We start from the raw sequence: 23010 nt of genomic DNA on the forward strand, positions 1-23010 counted from the left end.
GCCGAGTCCGCTACACAGCGAAGGGCTCTTAGCAAGATGTGATCCGACCGAACTTATTTCTGAGCACTGCGAAAGGCACCTCTGACCGGGGAAATGCACCTTGTCCCTTCATCCTTCCAAGTAAGCTGTTGCAATCGCAGCAAATGTGAACGCCCTCCGAGCGCACCATAAACCCAAAGCGGAGATGCTCGCCGCAACCGGCTTCACACTGGGCGAGCATCGGGCTTCGTCTCGCGAAAGCCACGGACGGCATGAAACATCGGATAGAGCAATTTTGCTTACGACGACGGCCATGGCATTATCACCACAATGGCTGCGACATGCCGTCCGAGCCTGTTCTGAAGTACTGTCAGCACCGGCTCATCCACAAGGGACGACATGTGCGAGGGAGCCCCGGTCCCTTAGCTTTGCTAAGGCGGAAGATCATGATCAATACCAGCCACGCTTGATGTCGGTGCCGAGCATCTCGTCGTAGAGATCGATGCGGCGATCGCGCAGGGGCTGATTGAAGCTGTTCAGCACGCGCTTGCTGCGGGCGTCCGACAAGTTCAGCTCCGCATAGATGATGTCTTCGTCGGACTTGCTGGCGGGGCCGGCTAAGGGGAAGCCGGTGTGGCTTACGATCAGGCTCGATCCCAGAAACGGCTGGTTGCGCTCGACGCCGACACGGTCGGCGGCGGCGACATACATGCTGTTGGAATGGGCGCCGCTCATGGCGAGGATATTCGCCATGACCATCGTGTTCGCGGGCTGGTCCGGCATCGGCACCCAGTTGGTCGGCACGCAAAGGATGTCGGCGCCCTGCAGCGCGGCGAGACGGTAGGTTTCCGGAAACCAACCATCGTAGCAGATCGCCACGGCCATGCGGCCGAATTTGGTCTTCCAGACGGGAACGCCGAGATCGCCGGGTTCGAAGAACAGGTTTTCCGAGCCCCACAGGTGTACCTTGCGATAGGTGCCGACGTAGCCGTCGGGCCCAGCGATTGCAGCACTGTTGTAGAGCGCGTCACCGGCACGCGTTCCTCGGATTGTTTCCCGAAGCGACCGAGGCGCTGCTGGGGATCGCCGACTTCGTCAGGCGATGATCCGCTCGATCGACTACGACGGCTCGAGCGCCGGGACCGGCAGGGCCGTCACCGACTTGATCTTCTCCATCGCAAAACGTGACGTCACGTTCTTCAGTGCGATCGCGCCGATCAGCTTTTTGTAGAACAGGTCGTAGCTGTGCATGTCGGCGACGACCACGCGCAGCACATAGTCGACGTCGCCCGCCATGCGATAGAATTCGATCACTTCGGGCATCGCGCTGACGGTGGATGCAAATTTCCGCAGCCACGTGTCGGAGTGATCGTCGCTCTCGACAGACACGAAGACCGACAGACCCAGACCGATCTTGTTCTGGTCGACGAGGGCGACCTTGCCGGTGATGATCCCTTCGTTCTCGAGGCGCTGGACGCGCTTCCAGCAGGGCGTCGAGGACAGGCCGACACGTTCACCGATCTCGGCGACCGATAGCGACGCGTCTTCCTGGAGCACCCTCAGGATCTTGCGATCGATCGCATCCAGACGGCGAGCCGTCGCAGACGGAAGCGCGTGAATTTCGGACATGCTGAGAATTTTCTTTCAAATGGCTGGTCATGTCCGATGCTAATTGAAAGAATATTCTGCGCAAGGCGCGGGCATTTCTAAAAATGCATTGGCCGGAGAAGCGCATTCCACGGCTGTGGTTTTCCGTAGCGCATCCATCCGGTTGCCGCAGCCTGCGATGCGCGAGCCGTCCGGCGCCAGGCAGAAGAGCTTGCATTCGCACGCGCGGACCTCAGTCGTTTGTCTCTCACTTGAGATAGTCCGGCAGGGTGAACCCGTCATAGAACCTGTCGGACAGAATTGCCGTCTTGAACGTCTGCGACTTGTATCCGTCGACGATATCCTGCGCCCAGATCGCCCCGGCGTTGGCCTGCTTGACCGCGACGACGTTGATATAGGGCGTCGTCATCTTTTCCAGCGCGAAAGCGTTGGTCAGCTTCAGCCCGCTGTAGATTGCGAAATTGCCCTGGATGGCCGCGAAGTCGACGTCGTCGAGCGCGCGTGGTGCCTGCGCGGCTTCCAAAGGCACGATCTTGATGCCGCCGGGATTCTTGATGACGTCGAGCTCACTGACGTCGACCGGCTTGGAGTCGCGGATTTCGACGAGGCCGAGGTCGCGCAGGATCCACAGTGCGCGCTGTAGATTCACGGGATCGTTTGGTACTGCGACAGTTGAGCCAGGTTTGATCGGCGTGCCCAGGGCATGCTTCTTGGAATAGAGCCCCATCGGCGGGGTCGGGACGTGGACGATCCCGACGAGATCGGTCTTCTGGCGCTCGTTGTACGAGTGCAGGAAGATCGTATGCTGCATCACATTGGCATCGATCTCGCCCTTGAACACGGCATTGTTGGCTTCCAGCCCGGTCGAGAACTCGACATAGCGGATCCGATAGCCCCTGTTCTGCAGTTCAGGCGCGACGCCCACCTTGAACTCGTCGATGTAGGGGCCCGGGACGAAGCCGACCTTCAGCTCGGGTTTGGCGGGTGTTTCGGCACGCACGGTGGCGCCGCAGAGAGCGCCCAGGATGAGAAGGGTCGAAAGCAACGAGGAACGCGCAGTCAGCATGACAATCTTTGAATCCCGGATGATGAGGACGGACAGGACTGAGGGGCGGGCCGGACGATCACGCGATCGCCTGGATCGCGTTGGAAAACACGCTTGCCGGCCGGTTCAAGCCATAGTGATCGCGCAGCGTCGTGCCCTCGTAATCGTGCCGGAATAGTCCGCGCTTGCGCAGGATCGGCACGACCTGCTCGGCGAAGATCTCGAACCCGCCGGGCAGCCAGGGCGGCATGACGTTGAACCCGTCGGCCGCGCCGTTCTCGAACCAGGTCTGGATGTTGTCGGCGATCTTTTCCGGTGGGCCGGCGACCACCCAATGGCCGCGTGCGCCAGCCAGCCGTTGCACCAGTTGCCGGATGGTCGGCTTCTCGCGGTCGACGATGTCGACCACCAGCTTGAAGCGGCTGGCGACACCCCGCGCGCCATCGGTGTCGATCAGATGCCGGGGGAAGGGGCCGTCGAGATCGAAGCCGGAGAGGTCGAGGCCAATCATCTGGCGCAGCTGGATCAGCGAATATTCCGGCTGGATCAGCTCGTTGAACTCGTCCTGCAGCCGATCAGCCTCGACTTGCGTGCTGGCGATGAAGGGGCTGATGCCGGGCAGGACCTTGATCTGATCGGGACTGCGATCGAAGGCGCGTGCCTGCCGTTTGATGTCGGCATAGAACTCCTGCGCGCTCGCCAGCGTTTGATGCGCGGTGAAGATGGCCTCGGCAAAGCGTGCGGCAAAGGCGCGACCGTCGTCGGACGAGCCGGCCTGCACATAGACCGGCCGACCCTGCGGCGTTCGCGAGATATTGAGGGGGCCGCGAACGCGAAAGTGCTTTCCGACGTGATTGATGGCGTGAATCTTGTCGGTGTCGGCGAAAACGCCGGAGACGGGATCATTGACCAGCGCGTCGTCTTCCCAGCTGTCCCACAGGGCGGTGATGACATCGAGATATTCCCGCGCCCGCTCATAGCGTTCATGATGCGGAGGATGCTCGGGCAGCCCAAAATTCTGTGCGGCCTGAGCTGAACTCGTCGTCACGATGTTCCAGCCGGCGCGGCCTCGGCTCAAATGGTCGAGCGAGGCGAACAGGCGGGCGAGGTTGTAGGGTTCGGTGTAGGTCGTCGATGCCGTCGCGATCAGGCCGATGCGTTGAGTGGCGGATGCAATTGCGGTGAGCAGTGTGATCGGCTCGAGGCGGAACCGTGCCGCGTGGCGTACATTGTCCGCCAGCGCCGGGCCGTCGGCGAAGAACACGGCGTCGAACTTGTGGGCTTCGGCGCGCTGCGCCAGTTCCTGATAGTAGGTGGCGTCGAGGAGGCGGTCGGGCGCCGAGTCCTTGTAACGCCAGGCCGCCTCATGGTGGCCGTCCGGATAGATGAAGAAGTTGAGGGAAAGCTGTCGTTTGCTCATGGTTGGAACCCGCGAAGGAAGATCGTGTCAGTTGGAGGCTGGCGCCTTGCGCGCGAACGCGAAGCGAAGATAGCGCTCGAGCGACAGGCCCTCGGGCGTGCGCCTGTCCTCGACAAGCTTGGCGAACGCCTGGTGCACCAGATTACGCTCGGTCGGCGAGAAGGCTTCGAGGAAGTTGCCGAAGGCGCTCGCTTCCGACCAGCGCAGCAGCGAAGCGGCGTCGTCATGGATGTCGACAAGTGCGCGGAGCTCGCTGCGATAACCGGTGAAGCCGTTGGCGGCGAAGAGCGCCTTCAGCTCCTCGTCGGTCGATCCGAGGACCGGATTGGAATCCTGTCGGCGATCCGCGAGACCAGCCTCGGCGATGGCCTGGCGGAGCAACACACGAGATTGATGTGGCCGCGATGGGTCCTGCACGTTCAACCCGAGACGGCCGCCCGGCTTCAGCACGCGGCGGATTTCCCGCAAGGCGCGATCCTTGTCGGCGATCCAGTGGAAGACGCTGTTGAGGTAGACCGCGTCGAACTGACCGTCCGCGAAGCGGGAAAGGTCTTCGGCCCTGCCGGTATCGAACTGCAAATTGTCCGACTGCCGGAGCCGCGCGATCTCGATGCGGCCGGCGAGCGGATCGATGCCGGTCACCCGGCCGTTCGGGCCGACCAGCCCGGTGACGAATTCCGCAAGCCGCCCGGTGCCGGTTCCGATGTCGAGCACATGTTCGCCGGACTTGATCGCCAGCGGCCCGATCAGGAACTTGCCGTGACGGAATTGAACAAGACCCGCTTCGTCGTAGGAGCGGGCGAGCTCCGGCGTATCGTGCTCGAGGCTGATGACACTGCCAGTTTGCGACGTTTTTCAGGGTCCATTGTCCTGCGCCGGCGCCTTGGACGCAGCGCGTTCGTCATGCCGAACTCTATGTCGATGCCGCTGAAATGAATTTGCGTTGTTGTCGGGCGCGCGAGCATGAACCTTATGAGTTGGTCGCCGATCGGAGACGAGCGCGCTTGCGCTGACGAAGTCAGGCAGCAACTGCGGATGCTTTCCGCGTCGATTGCAGCAGTTTTGCCCGTTGCACCGGCCGGGAGGCGATTGCTCAACGAGCAGTCGCCGTAAATTTTTCAGCGCATGCACCGCCGACGAAGCGATCATTGCGCGCCGTCGAAAACAAAGCTGGTTTCGTTTCATTGACTGAGCCTCGTTCGCTTTTACGATTTGCAACGTCAAAGCGAGGTCGTTCTCCATGCCGCAATTCGATCCCGACAGCGTCGCCCGCGAAGCCCTTCGCCTGATCGGACCCGACCCGCAGAACTGGGTTCCGGATCGCGACGGCATCGATCACAACGTCGTCGTGGTCGGTGGCGGGCAGTCCGGCTCGGCCTTTGCTTTTGCGCTGCGCCGGGCGGGAATCGGGAAAGTCTCGGTAATCGATGCGGCGGCCGACCATACGCAAGCCGGCGTGTGGCTGACGAGCGCTCGCATGCACAAGCTGCGCACGCCAAAGACGTTGCTGGGGCCGGAACTCGGCCTGCCCGGGCTCGGCTTCCAGGCGTGGTATGAAGCGCGTTATGGCGCGGCGACCTATGATGCGCTCGACCGCATTCTGCGTTTCGACTGGGCGGCCTATCTGAACTGGTATCGCAAGGTGACAGGCGTTGCGGTCCGCTACGGCACGCGGCTGACCCGCATCGAACCGGCCGTGGATCATCTGCGATTGCATCTGGAGCGTGACGGTCATGCCACCGTCGAGACCGCGCGAAAGCTGGTGCTCGCGACCGGATTTGCGGGGAGTGGCGGCGCTCACGTTCCGGAGGCGCTGCAGAACCTGCCGAAGCGGTTCTACGCGCATACGTCGGAGGCGATCGACTTCAAGACCCTGCGCGGCCGGTCGGTCGCCGTGATCGGCAGTGCCGCGTCGGCCTTCGATGCCGCCGCCGTGGCGCTGGAGGCCGGCGCGCACGACGTGCACCTGTTCGCGCGGCGCGAAACCCTGGCGTCGCTGCCGGTGATTCGGATTCGCGGCTATCCCGGCGCCTATGACAATTACGGGGCGCTTCCGGATGCTGTGCGGTGGCAGCAGGCCATCCGGTTCCGCCGCGCCGGCTCGACCCCGCCACCGGACGCGATCTCGCGCGCGGTGGTCTATCCCAATTTTCATCTGCATCTCGGAGCGCCATGGAGCGCGGCGCGGGTGAGAGGAACGCGGGCCGTCGCGGTCACGCCCCAGGGCGAGTTCGCGTTCGACTTTGCGATCGTCGCCACCGGCTATTCGGTGGATCTCGGTGCGCAGGCCGAGCTGCGCGACTTCGCGGATGAAATCCGGCTGTGGCGCGATCGCTTCACGCCGCCCGAAGGCGAGAGGGACGAGACGCTGGCCGCCTATCCCTATCTCGGCGCGGGACATGAGTACCTGGAGAAGGTGCCGGGCCGTGCGCCGCATCTGAAGGATATTCACGTCTTTAATCCCGCGGCCTTCGTCAGCTTCGGCTTGCCGGTCGGCGATGTCCCGAGTTTCAAGCGCGACATTCCCGCGATTGTTGCGCGCATCAGCCGCGATCTGTTTCTGGCCGATCTCTCGTCGCATGAGGCACGGATCAACGGGGAAATCGCAGAGGATTTTGCGCCTGAGCTTTACGCGCCGGCGATCTGGCGTCCACCGGAACACGCCGCAGCCGAATAGAGCCAAGCCCAAAACCACTTCATTTGTCTCCGCCGTCGCTCCCGCGACCGGCGCATGGCGGAGCCTTGTCCTTGAGATCGCGGTGATGAGACCACGCATATGAGCAACACGATCAGCATCGATAACGTCATTCCGCGCGCCGACATCGTCAAGCGCGCCGCCCGCCTGGGCGCCGAGATCAGGAACGTCAAGCTGTCGGGTGATCTGTCCGACGACGTCGTTCGCGCCATCAATCAGGTGCTGCTCGAGCACAAGGTGATCTTCTTCCGCGACCAGGATCATCTCGACGATGCCGAGCAGGAGCGCTTTGCGGTGCGGCTCGGCAAGCTCGTGCCGCATCCGACGGTGGGCGCGATCAAGGGCACCTCGTCGATCCTGGAGCTGGATTCGGGCCGCGGCGGCGGCCGCGCCGACCAGTGGCACACCGATGTGACATTCGTCGACGCCTACCCGAAGATTTCGGTGCTGCGTGGCGTGGTGATCCCGCCTTACGGCGGCGACACCGTCTGGTCCAACACGGCGGCCGCTTATCTCGATCTGCCGGCGCCGCTGCGGCGGCTCGCCGACGAGCTCTGGGCGGTTCACAGCAACGCCTACGACTACGCTGTCAAGGCGCGCGCCACCGAGGCGGACCGCAAGCACTTCGACGAAGTGTTCACCGGCACGGTCTACGAGACCGAGCATCCGGTGGTGCGGGTCCATCCAGAGACCGGCGAGCGAACGCTGGTGCTCGGCAATTTCGTGCAGCGTTTCGTCGGCTTGCCCAAATATGACGGCCAGAAGCTGTTCGACCTGTTCCAGTCCCATATCACGGCGCCCGAGAACACGGTGCGGTGGAGCTGGAAGACCGGCGACGTCGCGATCTGGGACAATCGCGCGACCCAGCATTACGCGGTGAACGATTACGGCGATCAGCATCGCGTGGTGCGCCGCGCCACGATCGATGGCGAAGTTCCGGTTTCGATCGACGGCCGCCACAGCGTGACGCGCATCAAGACGCCGAAGCCGCAGACCGCGAAAGCGGCCTGATCGAGCCCAACAAGGACATTATGAACATGAATGCTTTGCTTCGAATTCTTCGCGCGCGGCGTCTTGCCGCCCGCAAGGCCGCGCGGATCCTGCTGGCCGGCGCGGTGGTGCTGGGCTTTGTGGCGCCGGCCTTCGCCGAGCCGCCGCTCGAGAAGACCGAGATCCGCTACCAGGGCTGGGCCGGGCAGGTGACGTTCACCGAACTCGCCGAAGATCTCGGCTATCTCGCGCCACTCAAGCTCAAATGGGTCGGCAACACCATCAGCGGCCCGCAGGACATCCAGACCGTCGTCACCGGCGACATCGACATCGGCGGCGCCTTTTATGGCGCAATCCTCAAGCTGATTGCGGCGAAGGCGCCGATCAAGGCAGTGGTCGGCTATTACGGCTCCGATGCCAACACTTATTACGGCTACTTCGTCAAGGACGACAGCCCGATCAAGTCGGCGCGCGACCTGATCGGCAAGAAGGTCGCGGTCAACACGCTGGGCGCCCATCTGGAGTTCGTGCTGCGGGAATATCTGGCGCGGAACGGGCTGAGCGCTGGTGAAGCCAAGCAGGTGACGCTGGTGGCGATCCCGCCGGTCAGCGGTGAGCAGGCGCTGCGCCAGGGGCAGGTCGAGGTCAGCGCGCTCAACGGCGTGCTGCGCGACAAGGCGTTGGAGCGGGGCGGCATCCGTTCGCTGTTCAACGACATCGATCTGTTCGGCCAGTTTACCGGCGGCGCCTATGTGCTGCGCGACAAATTCATCAAGGATAATCCCAATGCCTCGCGCAAGCTGGTCGAGGGTATCTCGCGCGCGATCCAATGGGCGCAGACGACGCCTCCGGACGAAGTCAAGGCCCGGTTCGGCCGGATCATCGCCGAGCGCAAGCGCAACGAGGACGCATCCTCGATCAAGTACTGGAAGAGCACCGGTGTCGCGAGCAAGGGCGGCGTGATCTCGGACGCTGAAATCCAGGTCTGGATCGACTGGCTGGAGAAGGACGGCCTGTTCAAGCCGGGCCAGCTCAAGGCCTCCGACACCTACACTAACGAGTTCAACTATTTCCGTCCCGGCAAGACGGCGGAGGCGCGATGACCTCGGTGAAGATCCGCTTCGAGCAGGTCCGCAAGGAATTCGTCACGCGAGGTGAAGGCGGCCGCCCGGCAGGCCGTTTCACCGCGCTGGAGGACATCACGCTCGACGTTCACGCCGGCGAATTCCTCGCTTTGGTCGGGCCGAGCGGTTGCGGCAAGTCCACTTTGCTCGATCTGCTCGGCGGCCTGACGACGCCGAGCAGCGGTCGCATCCTGCTCGACGGCCGGCCAATTGCCGGCCCCGGCCGCGACCGGGGCATCGTGTTCCAGCAATACGCGCTGTTTCCCTGGCGCACCGCGGCTCAGAACATCGAGTTCGGGCTCGATATCGCCGGCCTCAAGCCGAAGCAGCGACAGGAGGTCGCGCGGCACTTCCTCGACCTCGTCGGGCTGTCCGGCTTTGCCGATCGCTATCCGCACGAACTTTCGGGCGGCATGAAGCAGCGGGTCGCGATCGCGCGCAGCCTCGCCTACGATCCCGAGGTGCTGCTGATGGACGAGCCGTTCGCAGCCCTCGACGCCCAGACCCGCGAGACGTTGCAGGGCGAACTGCTACGGATCTGGCGCGCCACCGGCAAAACCATCGTTTTCATCACCCACGGCATCGACGAGGCCGTCGTGCTCGGCCAGCGCGTCGCGGTGATGACGTCACGCCCGGGCCGGATCAAGCAGGTCATCGAGATTCCCGACGCGCTGCGCAGCGAGGCGGAGGACGTACGCTCATTGCCGGAGTTCGGTCACGTCAGGCACGAGGTCTGGAGCCTGCTGCGCGAGGAAGTGCAGAAGGCGCAGCAGGGACAGCTCGCGGGCGGCGGCGCCGCGCGTCGCGAAGTGGAGGAAGTTGCCCATGTCTAGTCTGGAAATGCTGACGCTGCTTGAGCTCGCGCATGGGCGTCGCGAGACGGGGGCGGATGCCCGGGCATTCGTGGCGGCGGCCCGGGTTCGCGCTGTGATCCGCGGGCTTGCCAATGTGGGACGCCGCTCGCTGTTGCTGATTGCCTTGCTCGCGGCGTGGGAGGCGGCGCCGCGGCTCGGGTTGATCGACGCCGTGTTCCTGCCGCCATTCTCCGAGGTGATTGCCGCCGGCTGGCAGCTGGCGCAAACTGGTGAGCTCTATGATGACGTCTCCGCCAGCCTGCTGCGGGCGCTGAGCGGCTTCCTGATCTCGGTTGCGCTGATCGTGCCGCTCGGCCTTGCGGTCGGCTGGTACGCCCGGCTCGGCGATCTCCTGAATCAGTTCATCGAGATCTGCCGCAATACCGCCCCGCTGGCGCTGCTGCCGGTGTTCATCCTGCTGCTCGGGATCGGCGAGCTCTCGAAGATCACGATGGTGGTCTATAGCTGCGCCTGGCCGCTGCTGCTCAACACGATCGCCGGAGTGAAGCAGGTCGATCCGCTGCTGATCAAGTCGGCGCGGACCATGGGGGCGAGCCCGCAGCAGCTGTTCCGCAAGGTGATCCTGCCGGCCGCGCTGCCGACCATCTTTGTCGGCATTCGATTGGCCAGCGCTTCGGCCATGCTGGTGCTGGTCGCGTCCGAGATGGTCGGTGCCAAGGCGGGCCTCGGCTACCTCGTCATCAACAGCCAGTACAGCTTCCTGATCCCGCAGATGTATTTCGGCATCCTCGGCATCACCGTCATCGGACTGACGTTCAACGCTGTCCTTGAGGCGCTCGAGCGGCGGTTCATGCGCTGGAAGGCGCCGGTGTGACGGCGTAAGTCGCTTCGAGATCAGGCGCCGCCGCCGGGACTGTTCCTGGCGGTCGCCTGGGTGACGACACTGTTCGGCGCGACGTCGCGGGTCAGCCAGACATTGCCGCCGATGGTCGAGCCGCGGCCGATCGTGATCCGGCCGAGGATAGTCGCGCCGGCGTAGATCACGACGTCGTCCTCCACGATCGGATGACGCGCGTCGCCCTTGATCACGCTGCCCTCGTCGTCGGTCGGAAAGTGCCGCGCGCCGAGCGTGACGGCCTGGTAGATGCGCACGCTGTGCCGATGATCGCGGTCTCACCGATCACGACGCCGGTGCCGTGGTCGATGAAGAAGCCGGAGCCGATGCTGGCGCCGGGATGAATGTCGATTCCGGTCCGGGCATGGGCGATCTCGGCCATCAGGCGCGCCACCAGCCGTACGCCAAGCCGGTACAGCAGATGGGCGAGGCGATGGTGGATGATCGCGGTCATGCCGGGATAGCCGATCAATATCTCCGGAAAGTTGCGCGCCGCGGGATCGCCGACGAAAGCCGCGCGCAGGTCGTTGATCAGGAGACCGCGCACATCCGGCAGCTGCGCGGCAAATGCCCGCGTCAGCTCGACGGCCTCCTCGCGCCGAAAGCCCGGTTCGAGCTCGTCGCCAACGAACAGCGCCCCATGATGGATTTGCGCACTGAGTGAATCCAGCGCGATGCTCAGCGTGTTGCCGACGAAATAGTCGATGTTCTCGCCATCGAGGTCCGACTGGCCGTAGTGACGCGGAAACAGCGCCTCGGTGAGGCCGTTGAGGATCGCCTCCAGCGCATCGCGCGAGGGGGCGCGTCGCGCTTCGCCGTCGCGCCGGATGCTGTGGGTCTCCTCCCGGGAGACGCGCAGCTCGGCGACGATGCGATCGAGCTGCCAGCGGCCGGGCGGGCTGCCGGCCACGCCCGAGGCTGATGGCGCTGACCGCGGAAGGGTTTCGCGCTTCATGGCGACCTCATCCTATCTGACGTGAGCGAGGGGAATGCTGACTTCGGCCAGCAGGTCGAGATCGGCTTCGTGATCGATCTGGATGTACTGTCCGTTCCAGTAGGTGAGGCCGGACAGGCGATGCGACAATTCCATGCTGGAGAGGCGGCCGACGATGATGCCGTGCGAATGCCGCTCGATGATCTCCTCGACCTGGCATTCGACCATCGCCAGCGAATGCGCGAGCAGCGGCACGCCGGACGCACCATGTGTCCACGCGGTCCCCTCGAAGCGCTGCTTGCCCCTCAGGCGGCCATTGCTGAAGCGTTCGGCCAGCGCCTGCTGGTCGGAGCCCAGGATGTTGACGCCGAACACCCGGTGCCGGGCGATCGGGGCAAACGACGAGGCCTTGCGGTTGATGCTGACGAGGAGCCGCGGCGGCGTGGCGCTGAGCGCGGTCAGCGAGGTTACCGTCATGCCGGTAATATCCTCGCCCTGTCCCGCGGTGATGACGCAGACGCCGCCGGCGAGGCGGCGCATCACAAGACGAAACTGCTGCTCGATCTCATGCTCGGCGTCGACGAGATGGATATCCGGCTTGCTCATCGGGTCTCCTTGTCTTGCCTCGCCGGACCGGACCTTGTCTAGAAGAAGCCCTTGGCGGGGAGCGGCGTGCCGCTGATCTCGTATTGCCCGATCGAGCGCGCCTTGAAGGTGTTGGGATTATGTGACGCCAGCGTCCGCGCGTTGCGCCAGTGACGGTCGAAATTGGTCGCCTTCTTGGTGGCGGACGCACCGCCGACGTCGAACAGCAGGCTGCCGCTGCGGATCGCGAATTCATCCGCGACGATTTTTGCCTTCGCGGACAGCAGCGCTGCCTTGTGCGCGGCCTCGACCGCATCGGCATCACCGGCATCGAACGCGTCGGTGGCGGCGTCCAGCGCCTCGGCAGCCGCCAGTACCACGGTCTCGGCGGCGAACGCGCCGCTCGCGATCTGGCCGACGGTCTGTTGCAGCAGCGGATCATCCGAGGGGATCTCGCTCGGCGCATAATAGAATGTCCGCTTGCGGGACCGCACCAGCGCGCTGGCGTCGTTGAGGATCGCCCGCGCGATGCCGGCATTGATCGCGGTCAGGAACAGCTGCGCAAACGTGTTGGAATAGGGGATGCCGTAGCCGGTATCGGGCGCATCGAACACGGCCTCGTCGCGCTTGACCCGCACATTGCGGAAATGCGTGGTACCCGTCGCGGTCAGACGCTGCCCGAGTCCGTCCCAATCGTCGATCAGCTCGATGCCTTCGCGCTTGACCGGGATGAGGACCGCCGCATTGGCGCCGGACGCATCGGCGGTCCGGACCAGGACGTAGTCGGAATACAGCGTGCCCGTGCTGTAGTACTTGGTGCCGTTGAGCAGATAGTCGTCGCCATCGGCCGTCAAGATCGTGTTCGGCGTGACGTTGCCGACCTTCGGCGTATCCAACTCGGTCGCGGCAAGCCCGATGATCGCGCCGTCGGCAACCGCCTTCTGCCACTGCCGGTGCTGGTCATTCGTCGGCCGTCGCACCAGGCGCTCGACCACGCTGAAATGGTTGCGCAGGATGTGCGCGACATTGGCGTCGGCCTCTCCGAGCCGGATTACGAACTCGAAGAGAGTACGGATCGATGTATCTGCGCCGCCGGCGTCGGCCGGAAGCCGCAGCGCGCCGAGGCGGGCGTTGCGAATGAGATCGATCTCGGGGAATGGCAGCACGCGCTCGCGCTCACGATCGCTCGCGCCCTCGGCAATGCGGCTCAGCAGTGCATCGATATCGGGTGAATGGCTGTGCAGGCGGTCGGACGGTTGCAGCGAGGTAGCGGACACAGGCTTGTTCATTGGTGTAACCCGGTATGGCCGTTGAGGAGGTGGCTTGTTCAGAGTTGCGCGAGGTGATCGGTGATCTTGACCGGCTCGGGCAGCACCTTGCGCGCGACCAGCCAATCTGCGGCTTTCTGCAGCTCGGAGAGAAACTTCTCGTCGTTGACGGGGAAGTAGCGATATTTCCGGTTCAGCGCGATGAACTGGTCGCGGACCTGATCGCTGTATTTCCTGGCCTTCTGCGCGATGTATTCGGCGTCCCTGCTGTTCTCCGAGATCCACTTGCCCTCGGCGCGGAAGGCGTCGTTGACGGCGCGGACCAGCGCCGGGTTCTCGGTCGCGAACTTCCTGGTGGTGAGGTAGGACGTGTAGTCGATCTGGAAATCCAGATCGCGGCCTTCGAGGAAGATGTCGTGCGCCTTGTAGTCGAGTCGGGCGATATCGACGCCGGGGCTCCACATCGACCAGGCGTCGACCTTGCCCGAGGCGAGCGCGGGTGCTGCGTCCGGTGGATTGAGGTAGACGAACTTGACCGCAGAGCGATCGACCTTGTGCTTCTCGAGCGCGGCCACCAGCAGGAACTCGCCGAGGCCGGAGCGGTTCACCGCGACCGACTTGCCGACGAGATCCTCGACCTTGTTGATGCCGGAATCATCCCGCGCGATGATTGCGGTGGTGCGGGGCTCGTAGACCACGAACTGGGTGAAGACCAACGGCGATCCCGCGATGATCGCGGCCAGCGCTGGCGTCGTGCTGCCGCCGAAGCTGAAATCGGCGCTGCCGCCGGTCACGGCCTGCAGCGTCGGGGCGTGGTTTGGAAACGGGCCCAGCCATTCGACCTTGATGCCGTCCTTGGCCAGCAGCTTCTCGAACTCGCCGCGCTCCTTGGCGATCAGGTTGAGCCCGCTGAGGCCCCAGGTCAGGCGAACGGTGTCGGTGACGCGTCCGGTCGCCGCATGCGCGGGCTGTGAGAAGTCGAAGCCGGCCAGGGCGCCGATCCCGAAAGCGGCGCCGCCCAGGAAGCCGCGGCGGGAGGGATTTGCAAACGGGAATTTGGGCATGGGGCGGTCCTTTCGGAAATTCACGCGGAGATGGGATGAGAGGCGACCACGCCGAGCTCGGCCAGCAGCTCGGTGCGTGCGATCGAGGTTCTGCCGCCGCCCTTGGTGCGATGCTCGAAGGCGATCCGGCCGTCGCGCATCACCAGGATGCGGTCGGCGAGCGCGATCGCCTCGTCGACGTCGTGGGTGACGAGCAGCACGCCGGGCCGGTGTGTGGTCACCAGTTCGCGCACGAGCTCATGCATACGGATGCGGGTCAGGGCATCGAGCGCGGCAAAGGGCTCATCGAGCAGCAACAGCTCGGGCTCCTGCACCAGTGCACGCGCCAGGGCCACACGCTGCGCCTGTCCGCCGGATAGATTCCGCGGCCAATCATCGAGCCGGTCGCCGAGCCCGACTTCGGCCAGCGCGGCGGCGGCGCGCGCTCGGGCGTCAGTTGCTTGCAAGCCGAGCGAGACGTTGCGCCACAGGCTGTCCCACGGCAGCAGCCGGTGTTCCTGGAACACGACGGCAGGCCGCCGCGGCGCCGCGATGCGTCCGCCGTCGATCGGGTCGAGGCCGGCGAGCGCGCGAAGCAGCGTGGTCTTGCCGCAGCCGCTCTCGCCGAGCAGCGCCACGAACTCGCCGCGCTGGATGCGCAGGTTGAGGTTCTCGATCACGACACGGTCGCCATAGGCGCGGCGCAGGTTCGTCACCACGACGGCCGGCGTGGCCACGGTCGAGGAGGGCACGACGTGCAGGGTCATCGGGCAATTCCATAGTTCGGATGCCAGGCCAGCAGCCGTCGCTCCAGGAAGCGCGCGATGCCGTCGGCAGCGACGCCGATCAGGGCGTAGATCACGATGGTCAGCACGATCACGTCGGTACGCAGGAACTCGCGCGCGTCCATGGCGAGGAAGCCGATGCCGGATTGCGCGCCGATCGTCTCGGCGACCACCAGCGCCAGCCACGCGGTCGCCAGCGCATAGCGGACGCCGGTCAGGATCGAAGGCAGCGCGCCCGGCAGGATGATGCGCCGGATCAGTTCGAACGTGCCGAGGCCCTGAACGCGGCCGAGCTCGAGGAGCTTTGGGTCGACCTGCCGGATCCCGAGCGTGGTGTTGATGTAGATCGGAAAGGTTACGCCGAGCGCGACGAGGAAGATCTTCTCAGCCTCGCCGACGCCGAGCCAGACGATCACCAGCGGCACGCCCGCGAGGAACGGGATCGCGCGGATCATCTGGATGCTGCGATCAATCATCGCCTCGGCGATCCGCGAAAAGCCAACGAGAATGCCGAGCAGGAAGCCGATGCTGCCGCCGATCGCGAAGCCGACGGCCGCGCGCAGCAGGCTGACGCCGAGGTCGTTCAGCAGGCTTCCGGAGGCTATCAGCTTGAATGCTGTCCTGACGACCTTGCTCGGAGCCGGCAACACCTGCGGCGACAGCCAGCCGGCCTGTGCCAACAACTCCCAGACGATGACAAGCACGACCGGCGCGAGCCACGACAGCAGTTGCAGGCCGCGCCGGCCGATCTCGAACGGCTTGCTTCGGGACGGTGAGGCCGCCTGGTCGCTGCGCTCCGTGACGTCGAAGGCATCAGATGCGGCAGTCTGTTCGAGGTTGCTCAAGAGAAAGTCCGTCCTCGCTTGTCGGCGTGATGAGCGTCGTTGATCACGCGTGGTACAGGTCGTCGATCACGCGATCGGCATTGTGTTGCGATCGCGCGAGACGGTGTCGTTCACACGCCGCAAACTGTCCCACGATTTTCAACCGACAGAAATAGAGCGGTTTTCCAATTGTCGCTGGTTCCGGAGTGTTCTGATTTCTCCGCGCGCGTGGCACGGCAAGGAAAATCTTTTGATGCGCCGTTGCTTGATCTTGCGCCGCACTTCGCGTGAAACGTCTCGCATGTGACGCAAGGAAATCGGAGACAGCCATGACGACACGACCGCTCCGCTTCGGCATCTGGGCGCTGGTGCACGGCTCGCGCGCCGCCTACCAGGACCCGGAAGAGCCCTACGATGCGTCGTGGGAGCGCAATCGCGATCTCGTGCTCAAGGCAGAAGCGCTCGGCTATGACTCCACGCTGATCGCGCAGCACACGATCAATCCGCATCAGGAGGACCTCGATCAGCTCGAAGCCTGGAGCGCAGCGGCCGCGATCGCTGCCCTGACCAGCCGGATCGAGATCATCGCCGCGATCAAGCCCTATCTCTATCATCCGGTCGTGCTCGCCAAGCTGGCGCTCGGAATCGAGAACATCAGCCGCGGTCGGTTTGCCATCAATCTAGTGAATGCGTGGAACCGGCCGGAGCTCGACAAGGCAGGCATCGGTTTTGCCGAGCATGACGCCCGTTATGCCTATGGTCGTGAATGGATCACCGTGGTGTCGCGGCTGATGCAGGGCGAGCGGTTGACCTACAAGGGCGAGCATTTCGATGTCCGCGACTATTTGCTGCGGCCGACCAGCCTCTACCGGGACCGTCCGTTGATCTATGTCGGCGGTGAGTCCGAGCCGGCGCGTGCATTGGTTGCCGATCATGGCGACGTCTGGTTCATCAACGGGCAGCCGCTGGAGGATGTCTCAGGCCTGATCGCCGACGTCGCGGTCCGCCCACGGACAGCGACGCCGCTCCGCTTCGGGCTGTCGGCGTTCGTGATTGCGCGCGAGACGCAGGCTGAAGCCGAGGCTGCCTACGAACGGCTGTTGGAATTGTCCAAGAAGGATGCGCCGATCAAGGCGATCCAGAAGCAGAACACCGATCCGAAGGTCGTGATGATGCAGACGATGCAGAAATCGGCGCGGGTCGGCAGCAACGGGGGCACGGCGGCGGGCCTCGTCGGCAGCTACGACCAGGTGGCGGCCCGGATTCAGGCATTCCATGAAGCGGGCATCGAGCTGTTCATGCTGCAGTTTCAGCCATTCGAGGCGGAGATGGAGCGCTTTGCGAAGGAGATCATCCCTCGCGTGCGCGCGGCATCGGTGGCTAACGAGCAGCCGCTGCTGGCCGGCGCGCGCTGACCAAATCAGGCGCTTGCTGCCGCCGTCGGTTGTCGCGCAAAGCGGCTGGTCGGCCGCGGCAGGCCGAGATGATCGCGCAAGGTGGTCCCGGCATAATCCTTTCGGAACAGACCGCGCCGCTGCAGGATCGGCACCACCGTATCGACGAAGACCTCGAGCCCGGTCGGCAGTACGTCCGGCATCAGGTTGAAGCCGTCAGCGGCGCCCGCGCTGAACCAGGCTTCGATATCGTCGGCGATCTGCTCGGGCGTGCCGACGATGATCCGGTGTCCGACGCCGCCGCCAAGCGCGCGCAGCAGCTGCCTTACCGTGAGATTGCCGCGGCGGGCGAGGTTCACCGTTCCCTGGAACATGGTGTGGTTGGCGTTGGCCGGCAGCGGCAACGGATCGGGCAGGGGCTTGTCGAGGTCGAGGATGTCAGGATCGACCTGAAGCGTGCTGGCGAGGCGGGCGAGGCTGTACTGGATCGGAACCAGCTCCCAGAGATCGTCCTGCCGCCGCTTCGCCTCGGCTTCGGTACTGCCGATCACAGTGGCAAGCCCCGGCAGAATGACGATGGAGTCGCCGGAACGGCCATAGGCCGCGGCGCGGGTGCGCAGATCGCGGGCGTAGGCGACGCCTTCATCGATCGTTTGCGCGAGCGTGAACACCGCTTCGGCCTGGGCTGCCGCAAGATCGCGGCCGTCACTCGATCCGCCGGCTTGTACAGTGACTGGTCGGCCTTGCGGCGAACGCGGAACATTGAGCGGTCCGGCCACGGTGTAGTGAGTGCCCCGATGCGCGATCGGATGCACCTTCGACGTATCCACAAAGCGTGCGGTCGCCTTGTCGCCGACAAAGGCATCGTCTTCCCAACTGTCCCACAGCGCGTGCACGACCTCGGCGAACTCCTTGGCGCGGTCGTAGCGCGCCTTGTGCTCGAGCACATTGGAGAGACCGAAATTGCGGCTCGCGGCCGCATCGGCCGTGGTGACGGCATTCCAGCCGGCGCGGCCGCCGCTCGCCAGATCCAGCGTCGCGAAGCGACGGGCGATATTGTAGGGCTCGTTGTAGGTCGTCGACGCGGTCGCGATCAGTCCGATGTGGCTGGTCGCGGCTGCGACGCTTGCCAGTACGATGGTCGGCTCCATCGACATGAACGATCGATAGTCGATGCGGTCGGTAATCGCCGGCGTGTCGGCGAGAAAGATCGCGTCGAGCTTGCCGCGCTCGGCAATCTGCGCCACGCGCACGTAATGGCCGACGTCAAAGCAGGCGCGCGGATCGCTCTCCGGCAACCGCCAGGCCGATGCATAGACGCCGGAGTGCAGCAGGTTGACGTTGAGATGAAACTGACGATGAGACATGACGGCCACGTGTGCTGAATGCGTGCTCTTACGAGATATCGCCGTGATGCCTGCAAGAAAACGAGGCGCGGGCGCTCGAGGCAAAAAAGAAATATCCGTCTCCGCTCACGCTCCTTGCGTATGATCCATATCGCGGCGTCCTCGGACAACGGAACATCCGATATGCGACAACAGGAATCTTCTTCGCTCGGTCGCGACGGAGAAAGCTTCATCCAACTCTCCGCAAATATCTGAAATTGCCTCCGATCCTCCGCCGCGCGACGATATCGTTGCGACGCAATTTGCGGCCGCAGTCGATTCCGTCCGGAGACGCGACCCCATGACAAGTCAAGCCCATCGCGCCGAGCGCGTGTCCGCGCCGACGGGATCCGTTGAGTTCGACGCCGACGTGCTGGTGCTCGGCGGCGGACCGGCGGGCACCTGGGCTGCCGTCAGCGCAGCGGAACGCGGCGCGCGCGTGGTGCTCGCCGACAAGGGATTTTGCGGCACGTCGGGGGCGACGGCCGCGGCCGGTACCGGCGTCTGGTATGTCGATCCCGAGCCGGCGCAGCGCGAGGCCGCGATGGCCAATCGCGAGAAGCTGGGTGGCCATCTGCAGGATCGTCGCTGGATGGCACGCGTCCTTGATCGGACCTACCAACAGAGCAATCGGCTGGCCGATTGGGGCTATCCCTATCCCGTCGATGACCGCGGCAGGTCGCAGCGCAATTCACTGCAGGGGCCGGAATACATGCGCCTGATGCGCAAGCGCACCAAGCAGGCCGGCGTCACCATCCTCGATCACAGCCCGGCGCTCGAATTGCTGGTGGATGACGGCGGTGCAGTCGCCGGTGCCAGCGGCGTGCGCCGGCAGAAGCATGATCGCTGGACAGTGCGCGCCAAGGCCGTGGTGATCGCGACCGGCGGCTGCGCATTCCTGAGCAAGACGTTGGGCTCGAACGTGCTGACCGGTGACGGCTATCTGATGGCGGCCGAGGTCGGCGCCGATTTCAGCAGCATGGAGTTCTCCAACCCCTACGCGATCTCGCCGGCCTTCGGCTCGGTGACCAAGACGCTGTTCTACGGTTGGGCGACCTTCACCTATGAGGACGGCAGCGTGGTGCCCGGCGCGGCCTCCAAGGGCGGGCGATCGGCGATTGCGCGCGCACTGCTGCAGGGGGCGGTCTATGCCCGGCTCGACAAAGCCGATGAGGATGTGCAGGCGCAGATGCGCGTCTCGCAGCCCAACTTCTTCCTGCCGTTCGATCGCACCGGAATCGATCCGTTCAACGATCGCTTTCCCGTCACCTTGCGGCTCGAAGGCACGGTCCGCGGCACCGGCGGCCTGCGCATCGTCGACGATCATTGTGCGACCAGCGTTGCCGGCCTGTATGCCGCCGGCGATGCCGCAACGCGCGAGTTGATTTGCGGCGGCTTCACCGGCGGCGGCAGCCATAATGCGGCCTGGGCGATCTCGTCGGGAACATGGGCGGGGCAGGGCGCCGCGGAGTACGCAAAGCAATTTGGCGCGGCGGCCAGCAGAAAGTTCTCATCTGCGGGCACCGTCGCGTTTCGGAGCCGCCCGCAGCGTGCGTTCGCCCCGTCAGTCCTGGCGAAGGCCGTGCAGGCCGAGGTCTTCCCCTATGAGCTGAACTATTTCCGTGACGCGACTAGGCTGCATGGCGCGCTGGCGCGCCTCGACACGGCCTGGCTTGACGTGTCCGATGCCGACGCCGCCGGCGCGACCGATATTCTGCGCGCCCGTGAAAGCGCAGCGATGCTGGCGACCGCGCGGTGGATGTACCGCAGCGCGCTGGTACGGCAGGAGAGCCGCGGCATGCATCGCCGCGACGACTTCCCCGATCAGGACGAACGGCAGCGCCATTACGTGACGGCCGGCGGCCTTGATGAGGTCTGGACCTCGGTGCGGCCGCATGCCGAGACCGCCTATGCGGAGGCTGCGGAATGATCGAGGTCATCGATGCCGAGCGCTGCACGTCCTGCGACATCTGCGTGAACGTGTGCCCGACCAACGTGTTTGATAAAACGGACGGAATTCCGGTCATCGCCCGCCAAAACGACTGCCAGACCTGCTTCCTTTGCGAGCTTTACTGTCCCGAGGATGCGCTCTATGTGTCTCCCTTCGCTGACGAGGCGCAGCCGGTCGACGTGATCGCCCTCAAGCAAACCGAAGCGATGGGCAGCTATCGCCGCGCCGTGGGCTGGACCAACGGAACGCGGGACCGCCGCGCCGTCGACCGCAGCTACCTGCTCTTTGGTCATTGAGCTCGGGGCGACCCTGGGGCGACCGGAGCGACACTTATTGGACTGACTGAATGAACGTACATCAATCCCTGACGACGGCGCGGCCGGCCGAACCCTTTCCATCGCTCGTGCCGGCGTCGGCTGCAAGCGAAGCCATGGTCCGGTTCGAGACGGTCTCGAAGGCCTACCCCGCCTACCGTGACAAGCCGAGCGTGCAGGCGCTGCAGGAGATCGATTTTGCGATTCCGCGCGGCTCCATCACCGGCGTGATCGGCCGTTCCGGTGCCGGCAAGTCGAGCCTGGTGCGGTTGATCAATGGCCTGGAGAAGCCGTCGACGGGGCGTGTCGTCGTCGACGGCCGCGATATCTCCGCGCTGGCGGGCCGGGAATTGCGCCTGGCGCAGCGATCGATCGGCATGATCTTCCAGCACTTCAACCTGCTGTCGTCGCGCACTGCTGCGGACAATATCGCGCTGCCGCTTGAGATCGCAGGCTGGTCGCGGGCCGACATCGCGGTCCGGGTGGAGGAACTGCTCGAGCTCGTCGGCATTGCCGACAAATTCGATCGCTATCCGTCCGAACTGTCCGGCGGTCAGAAGCAGCGCATCGGCATTGCCCGCGCGCTCGCCACACGGCCGAATGTCCTGCTGTCCGACGAGGCGACCTCCGCGCTCGATCCGCAGACCACGCGGGCGATCCTGGATTTGCTCGCCAACATCAATTGCGAGCTTGGCGTCACGATCGTGCTGATCACCCACGAGATGTCGGTGGTCCGCCAGCTCGCCAAGGAGGTCGTCGTGATTGACGGCGGCCGGATCGTCGAACGCGACCATGTCGCCGATATCTTCACCCATCCCCGGCATCCGGTGACGCAGGCCTTCCTGTCCGAGGCGGTCGGCGACAGCCTTCCGGTGTCGCTGACGAGCCGCCTGCTGCCGCAGCCGATTGCAGGCGGGCAGGCCGTCGTCCGCGTGCAGGTGCGCGGCACCGACGCCGGCGACACGATCGTGGCGCGGCTCGCCCGCGAGCTCGCGATCGACGTGGCGCTGCTGTCGGCGCGCATCGACGAGATCGGCGGCCAGCATGTGGGCTCGCTGACCATCGGTATTCCCGGCGGCGACGCTGCGACCAAGCAGGCCGTCGGCTATCTGTCGCAGAACCAATTCCTGGTGGAGCGCCTCGGCTATGTCGCGTGAACTCATCAACCTGATCATTCAGGCCACCGGCGAGAGCCTGTTCATGGTGTCGGTCGCAGCCCTCGTTGCGACCTCGTTCGGGCTTCCGCTCGGCGTCTTCCTCGCGACCAGCCGGAAGGGAGAGTTGTTCGCGGCACCGGCCGTCAATGGCGTGCTGGGTGTGATCGTCAATGCTGCCCGCTCGACGCCCTTCATCATCCTGGTCGTGGCCATTATACCCTTCACGCGGCTGATTTCCGGCACGTCGATCGGCTCGGGCGCGGCGATCGTGCCGCTGACCATCGCGGCAACCCCATTCATTGCCCGCCTGGTCGAGGCGGCGATCCGGGAAGTCGACGGCGGGTTGATCGAGACCGCGTCATCATTCGGCGCCAGCCCGTTGCAGATCGTGTTCAAGGTGCTGATCCCGGAGGCGCTGCCGGGGCTGGTGCTCGCCTTGACGCTCGCCGTCGTCAGCCTGCTCGGTTATTCCGCGATGGTCGGCGCCGTCGGCGGCGGCGGCCTCGGCGATCTCGGCATCCGTTACGGCTACCAGCGATTCATGCCGGAGATGATGCTGGCCGTCGTCGTGGTGTTGATCGCGCTGGTGCAGACGGTGCAGACCGCGGGCGATTATCTCGCCCGCCGCGTCAATCGCCGCCTGCGCCACCGCTGACGCGGGACAATCGCATCATGCGATAAGCCCAGAGGCAGAGGGCGGCGCTGCACAATTTCTGGATAATGGAATAATACCCCTGAGTTGCCCGACGTGTCAAGCGTCGAACGCTGGCGGTGTCGAACGTCGGCGGCCGCCGGCTAC

At 64.7% G+C, this 23010-nt stretch carries 21 protein-coding genes and 2 pseudogenes; 11 read left to right on the forward strand and 12 right to left on the reverse strand.

Annotated elements, in window-relative coordinates; genetic code table 11:
• Positions 1–429 precede the first annotated feature (429 nt).
• From XH93_RS12220 to XH93_RS12240, 5 genes and pseudogenes are all read right to left on the reverse strand, one after another.
• Positions 430–1017: pseudogene (locus tag XH93_RS12220) on the reverse strand (nitrilase-related carbon-nitrogen hydrolase); the annotation flags it as partial.
• An 81-nt stretch (positions 1018–1098) separates the two neighbouring features.
• The gene (locus XH93_RS12225; protein ID WP_139860793.1) at positions 1099–1608 is read right to left on the reverse strand and encodes an Lrp/AsnC family transcriptional regulator; all 510 of its coding nucleotides are present in this window, start codon (positions 1606–1608) and stop codon (positions 1099–1101) included.
• A gap of 226 nt (positions 1609–1834) precedes the next feature.
• Positions 1835–2653 (reverse strand): MetQ/NlpA family ABC transporter substrate-binding protein, encoded by an 819-nt coding sequence (locus XH93_RS12230; RefSeq protein ID WP_194473690.1) that lies wholly within the window; start codon positions 2651–2653, stop codon positions 1835–1837.
• A 58-nt stretch (positions 2654–2711) separates the two neighbouring features.
• Complete coding sequence (locus tag XH93_RS12235) at positions 2712–4052, reverse strand: LLM class flavin-dependent oxidoreductase (RefSeq protein WP_194473691.1); 1341 nt, start codon at positions 4050–4052, stop codon at positions 2712–2714.
• Positions 4053–4079: 27 nt separating this feature from the next.
• Complete coding sequence (locus XH93_RS12240; protein ID WP_246799597.1) at positions 4080–4766, reverse strand: class I SAM-dependent methyltransferase; 687 nt, start codon at positions 4764–4766, stop codon at positions 4080–4082.
• Here XH93_RS12240 and XH93_RS42305 point away from each other — a divergent pair, their 5' ends adjacent.
• From XH93_RS42305 to XH93_RS12265, 6 genes are all read left to right on the forward strand, one after another.
• Positions 4767–4988, forward strand: coding sequence for a hypothetical protein (locus XH93_RS42305; protein WP_246799598.1), 222 nt, complete (start codon positions 4767–4769; stop codon positions 4986–4988).
• A 304-nt stretch (positions 4989–5292) separates the two neighbouring features.
• A complete protein-coding gene (locus XH93_RS12245; RefSeq protein WP_194473692.1) occupies positions 5293–6729 on the forward strand; it encodes an FAD-dependent oxidoreductase in 1437 nt (478 codons plus the stop codon).
• 99 nt (positions 6730–6828) lie between these two features.
• Positions 6829–7758, forward strand: coding sequence for a TauD/TfdA family dioxygenase (locus XH93_RS12250; protein ID WP_194473693.1), 930 nt, complete (start codon positions 6829–6831; stop codon positions 7756–7758).
• A 26-nt stretch (positions 7759–7784) separates the two neighbouring features.
• Positions 7785–8840 carry an ABC transporter substrate-binding protein gene (locus XH93_RS12255; RefSeq protein ID WP_194473694.1) on the forward strand — a complete coding sequence of 352 codons (1056 nt, stop codon included), beginning with the start codon at positions 7785–7787 and terminating at the stop codon, positions 8838–8840.
• Entirely contained in the window at positions 8837–9694 is an 858-nt protein-coding gene (locus tag XH93_RS12260) for an ABC transporter ATP-binding protein (protein ID WP_194473695.1), read from the forward strand. The genes XH93_RS12255 and XH93_RS12260 overlap by 4 nt, the downstream gene beginning before the upstream one ends.
• On the forward strand, positions 9687–10550 hold the full coding sequence (locus tag XH93_RS12265; RefSeq protein WP_194473696.1) for an ABC transporter permease: 864 nt from the start codon (positions 9687–9689) through the stop codon (positions 10548–10550). Before XH93_RS12260 ends, XH93_RS12265 begins: the two co-directional genes overlap by 8 nt.
• Positions 10551–10570: 20 nt before the next feature.
• On the opposite strand, the pseudogene epsC reads toward XH93_RS12265, so the two are convergent.
• The 6 genes and pseudogenes from epsC to XH93_RS12295 form a co-directional block, all read right to left on the reverse strand.
• Positions 10571–11526: pseudogene (gene epsC, locus XH93_RS42315) on the reverse strand (serine O-acetyltransferase EpsC).
• 12 nt (positions 11527–11538) lie between these two features.
• Positions 11539–12111 carry a flavin reductase family protein gene (locus tag XH93_RS12275; protein ID WP_194473697.1) on the reverse strand — a complete coding sequence of 191 codons (573 nt, stop codon included), beginning with the start codon at positions 12109–12111 and terminating at the stop codon, positions 11539–11541.
• Between the two features lie 38 nt (positions 12112–12149).
• The gene (locus XH93_RS12280; RefSeq protein WP_194473698.1) at positions 12150–13379 is read right to left on the reverse strand and encodes an acyl-CoA dehydrogenase family protein; all 1230 of its coding nucleotides are present in this window, start codon (positions 13377–13379) and stop codon (positions 12150–12152) included.
• A gap of 38 nt (positions 13380–13417) precedes the next feature.
• On the reverse strand, positions 13418–14422 hold the full coding sequence (locus tag XH93_RS12285; protein WP_194473699.1) for an NrtA/SsuA/CpmA family ABC transporter substrate-binding protein: 1005 nt from the start codon (positions 14420–14422) through the stop codon (positions 13418–13420).
• Between the two features lie 20 nt (positions 14423–14442).
• Positions 14443–15168 (reverse strand): ABC transporter ATP-binding protein, encoded by a 726-nt coding sequence (locus XH93_RS12290; RefSeq protein ID WP_194473700.1) that lies wholly within the window; start codon positions 15166–15168, stop codon positions 14443–14445.
• Entirely contained in the window at positions 15165–15935 is a 771-nt protein-coding gene (locus XH93_RS12295) for an ABC transporter permease subunit (protein ID WP_194475122.1), read from the reverse strand. The genes XH93_RS12290 and XH93_RS12295 overlap by 4 nt, the downstream gene beginning before the upstream one ends.
• A gap of 404 nt (positions 15936–16339) precedes the next feature.
• On the opposite strand from XH93_RS12295, the gene XH93_RS12300 reads away from it, so the two are divergent.
• Entirely contained in the window at positions 16340–17425 is a 1086-nt protein-coding gene (locus tag XH93_RS12300) for an LLM class flavin-dependent oxidoreductase (RefSeq protein ID WP_194473701.1), read from the forward strand.
• 5 nt (positions 17426–17430) lie between these two features.
• Here the strand turns inward: XH93_RS12300 and XH93_RS12305 are convergent, their stop codons facing one another.
• Complete coding sequence (locus XH93_RS12305) at positions 17431–18771, reverse strand: LLM class flavin-dependent oxidoreductase (protein ID WP_194473702.1); 1341 nt, start codon at positions 18769–18771, stop codon at positions 17431–17433.
• Between the two features lie 319 nt (positions 18772–19090).
• Here XH93_RS12305 and XH93_RS12310 point away from each other — a divergent pair, with 319 nt between their 5' ends.
• From XH93_RS12310 to XH93_RS12325, 4 genes are read left to right on the forward strand one after another with little or no spacing between them, the layout of a single operon-like run.
• The gene (locus XH93_RS12310; protein WP_194473703.1) at positions 19091–20719 is read left to right on the forward strand and encodes an FAD-dependent oxidoreductase; all 1629 of its coding nucleotides are present in this window, start codon (positions 19091–19093) and stop codon (positions 20717–20719) included.
• Positions 20716–21036, forward strand: a complete 321-nt coding sequence (locus XH93_RS12315; RefSeq protein WP_194473704.1) for a ferredoxin family protein — start codon at positions 20716–20718, stop codon at positions 21034–21036. Before XH93_RS12310 ends, XH93_RS12315 begins: the two co-directional genes overlap by 4 nt.
• A 50-nt stretch (positions 21037–21086) precedes the next feature.
• The gene (locus XH93_RS12320) at positions 21087–22211 is read left to right on the forward strand and encodes a methionine ABC transporter ATP-binding protein (RefSeq protein WP_194473705.1); all 1125 of its coding nucleotides are present in this window, start codon (positions 21087–21089) and stop codon (positions 22209–22211) included.
• Positions 22201–22866, forward strand: a complete 666-nt coding sequence (locus XH93_RS12325) for a methionine ABC transporter permease (RefSeq protein WP_194473706.1) — start codon at positions 22201–22203, stop codon at positions 22864–22866. The genes XH93_RS12320 and XH93_RS12325 overlap by 11 nt, the downstream gene beginning before the upstream one ends.
• The last annotated feature ends 144 nt before the right edge of the window (positions 22867–23010 follow it).

This window comes from Bradyrhizobium sp. CCBAU 51753 (genome assembly GCF_015291565.1).
GTDB classification, from domain to species: domain Bacteria; phylum Pseudomonadota; class Alphaproteobacteria; order Rhizobiales; family Xanthobacteraceae; genus Bradyrhizobium; species Bradyrhizobium ivorense.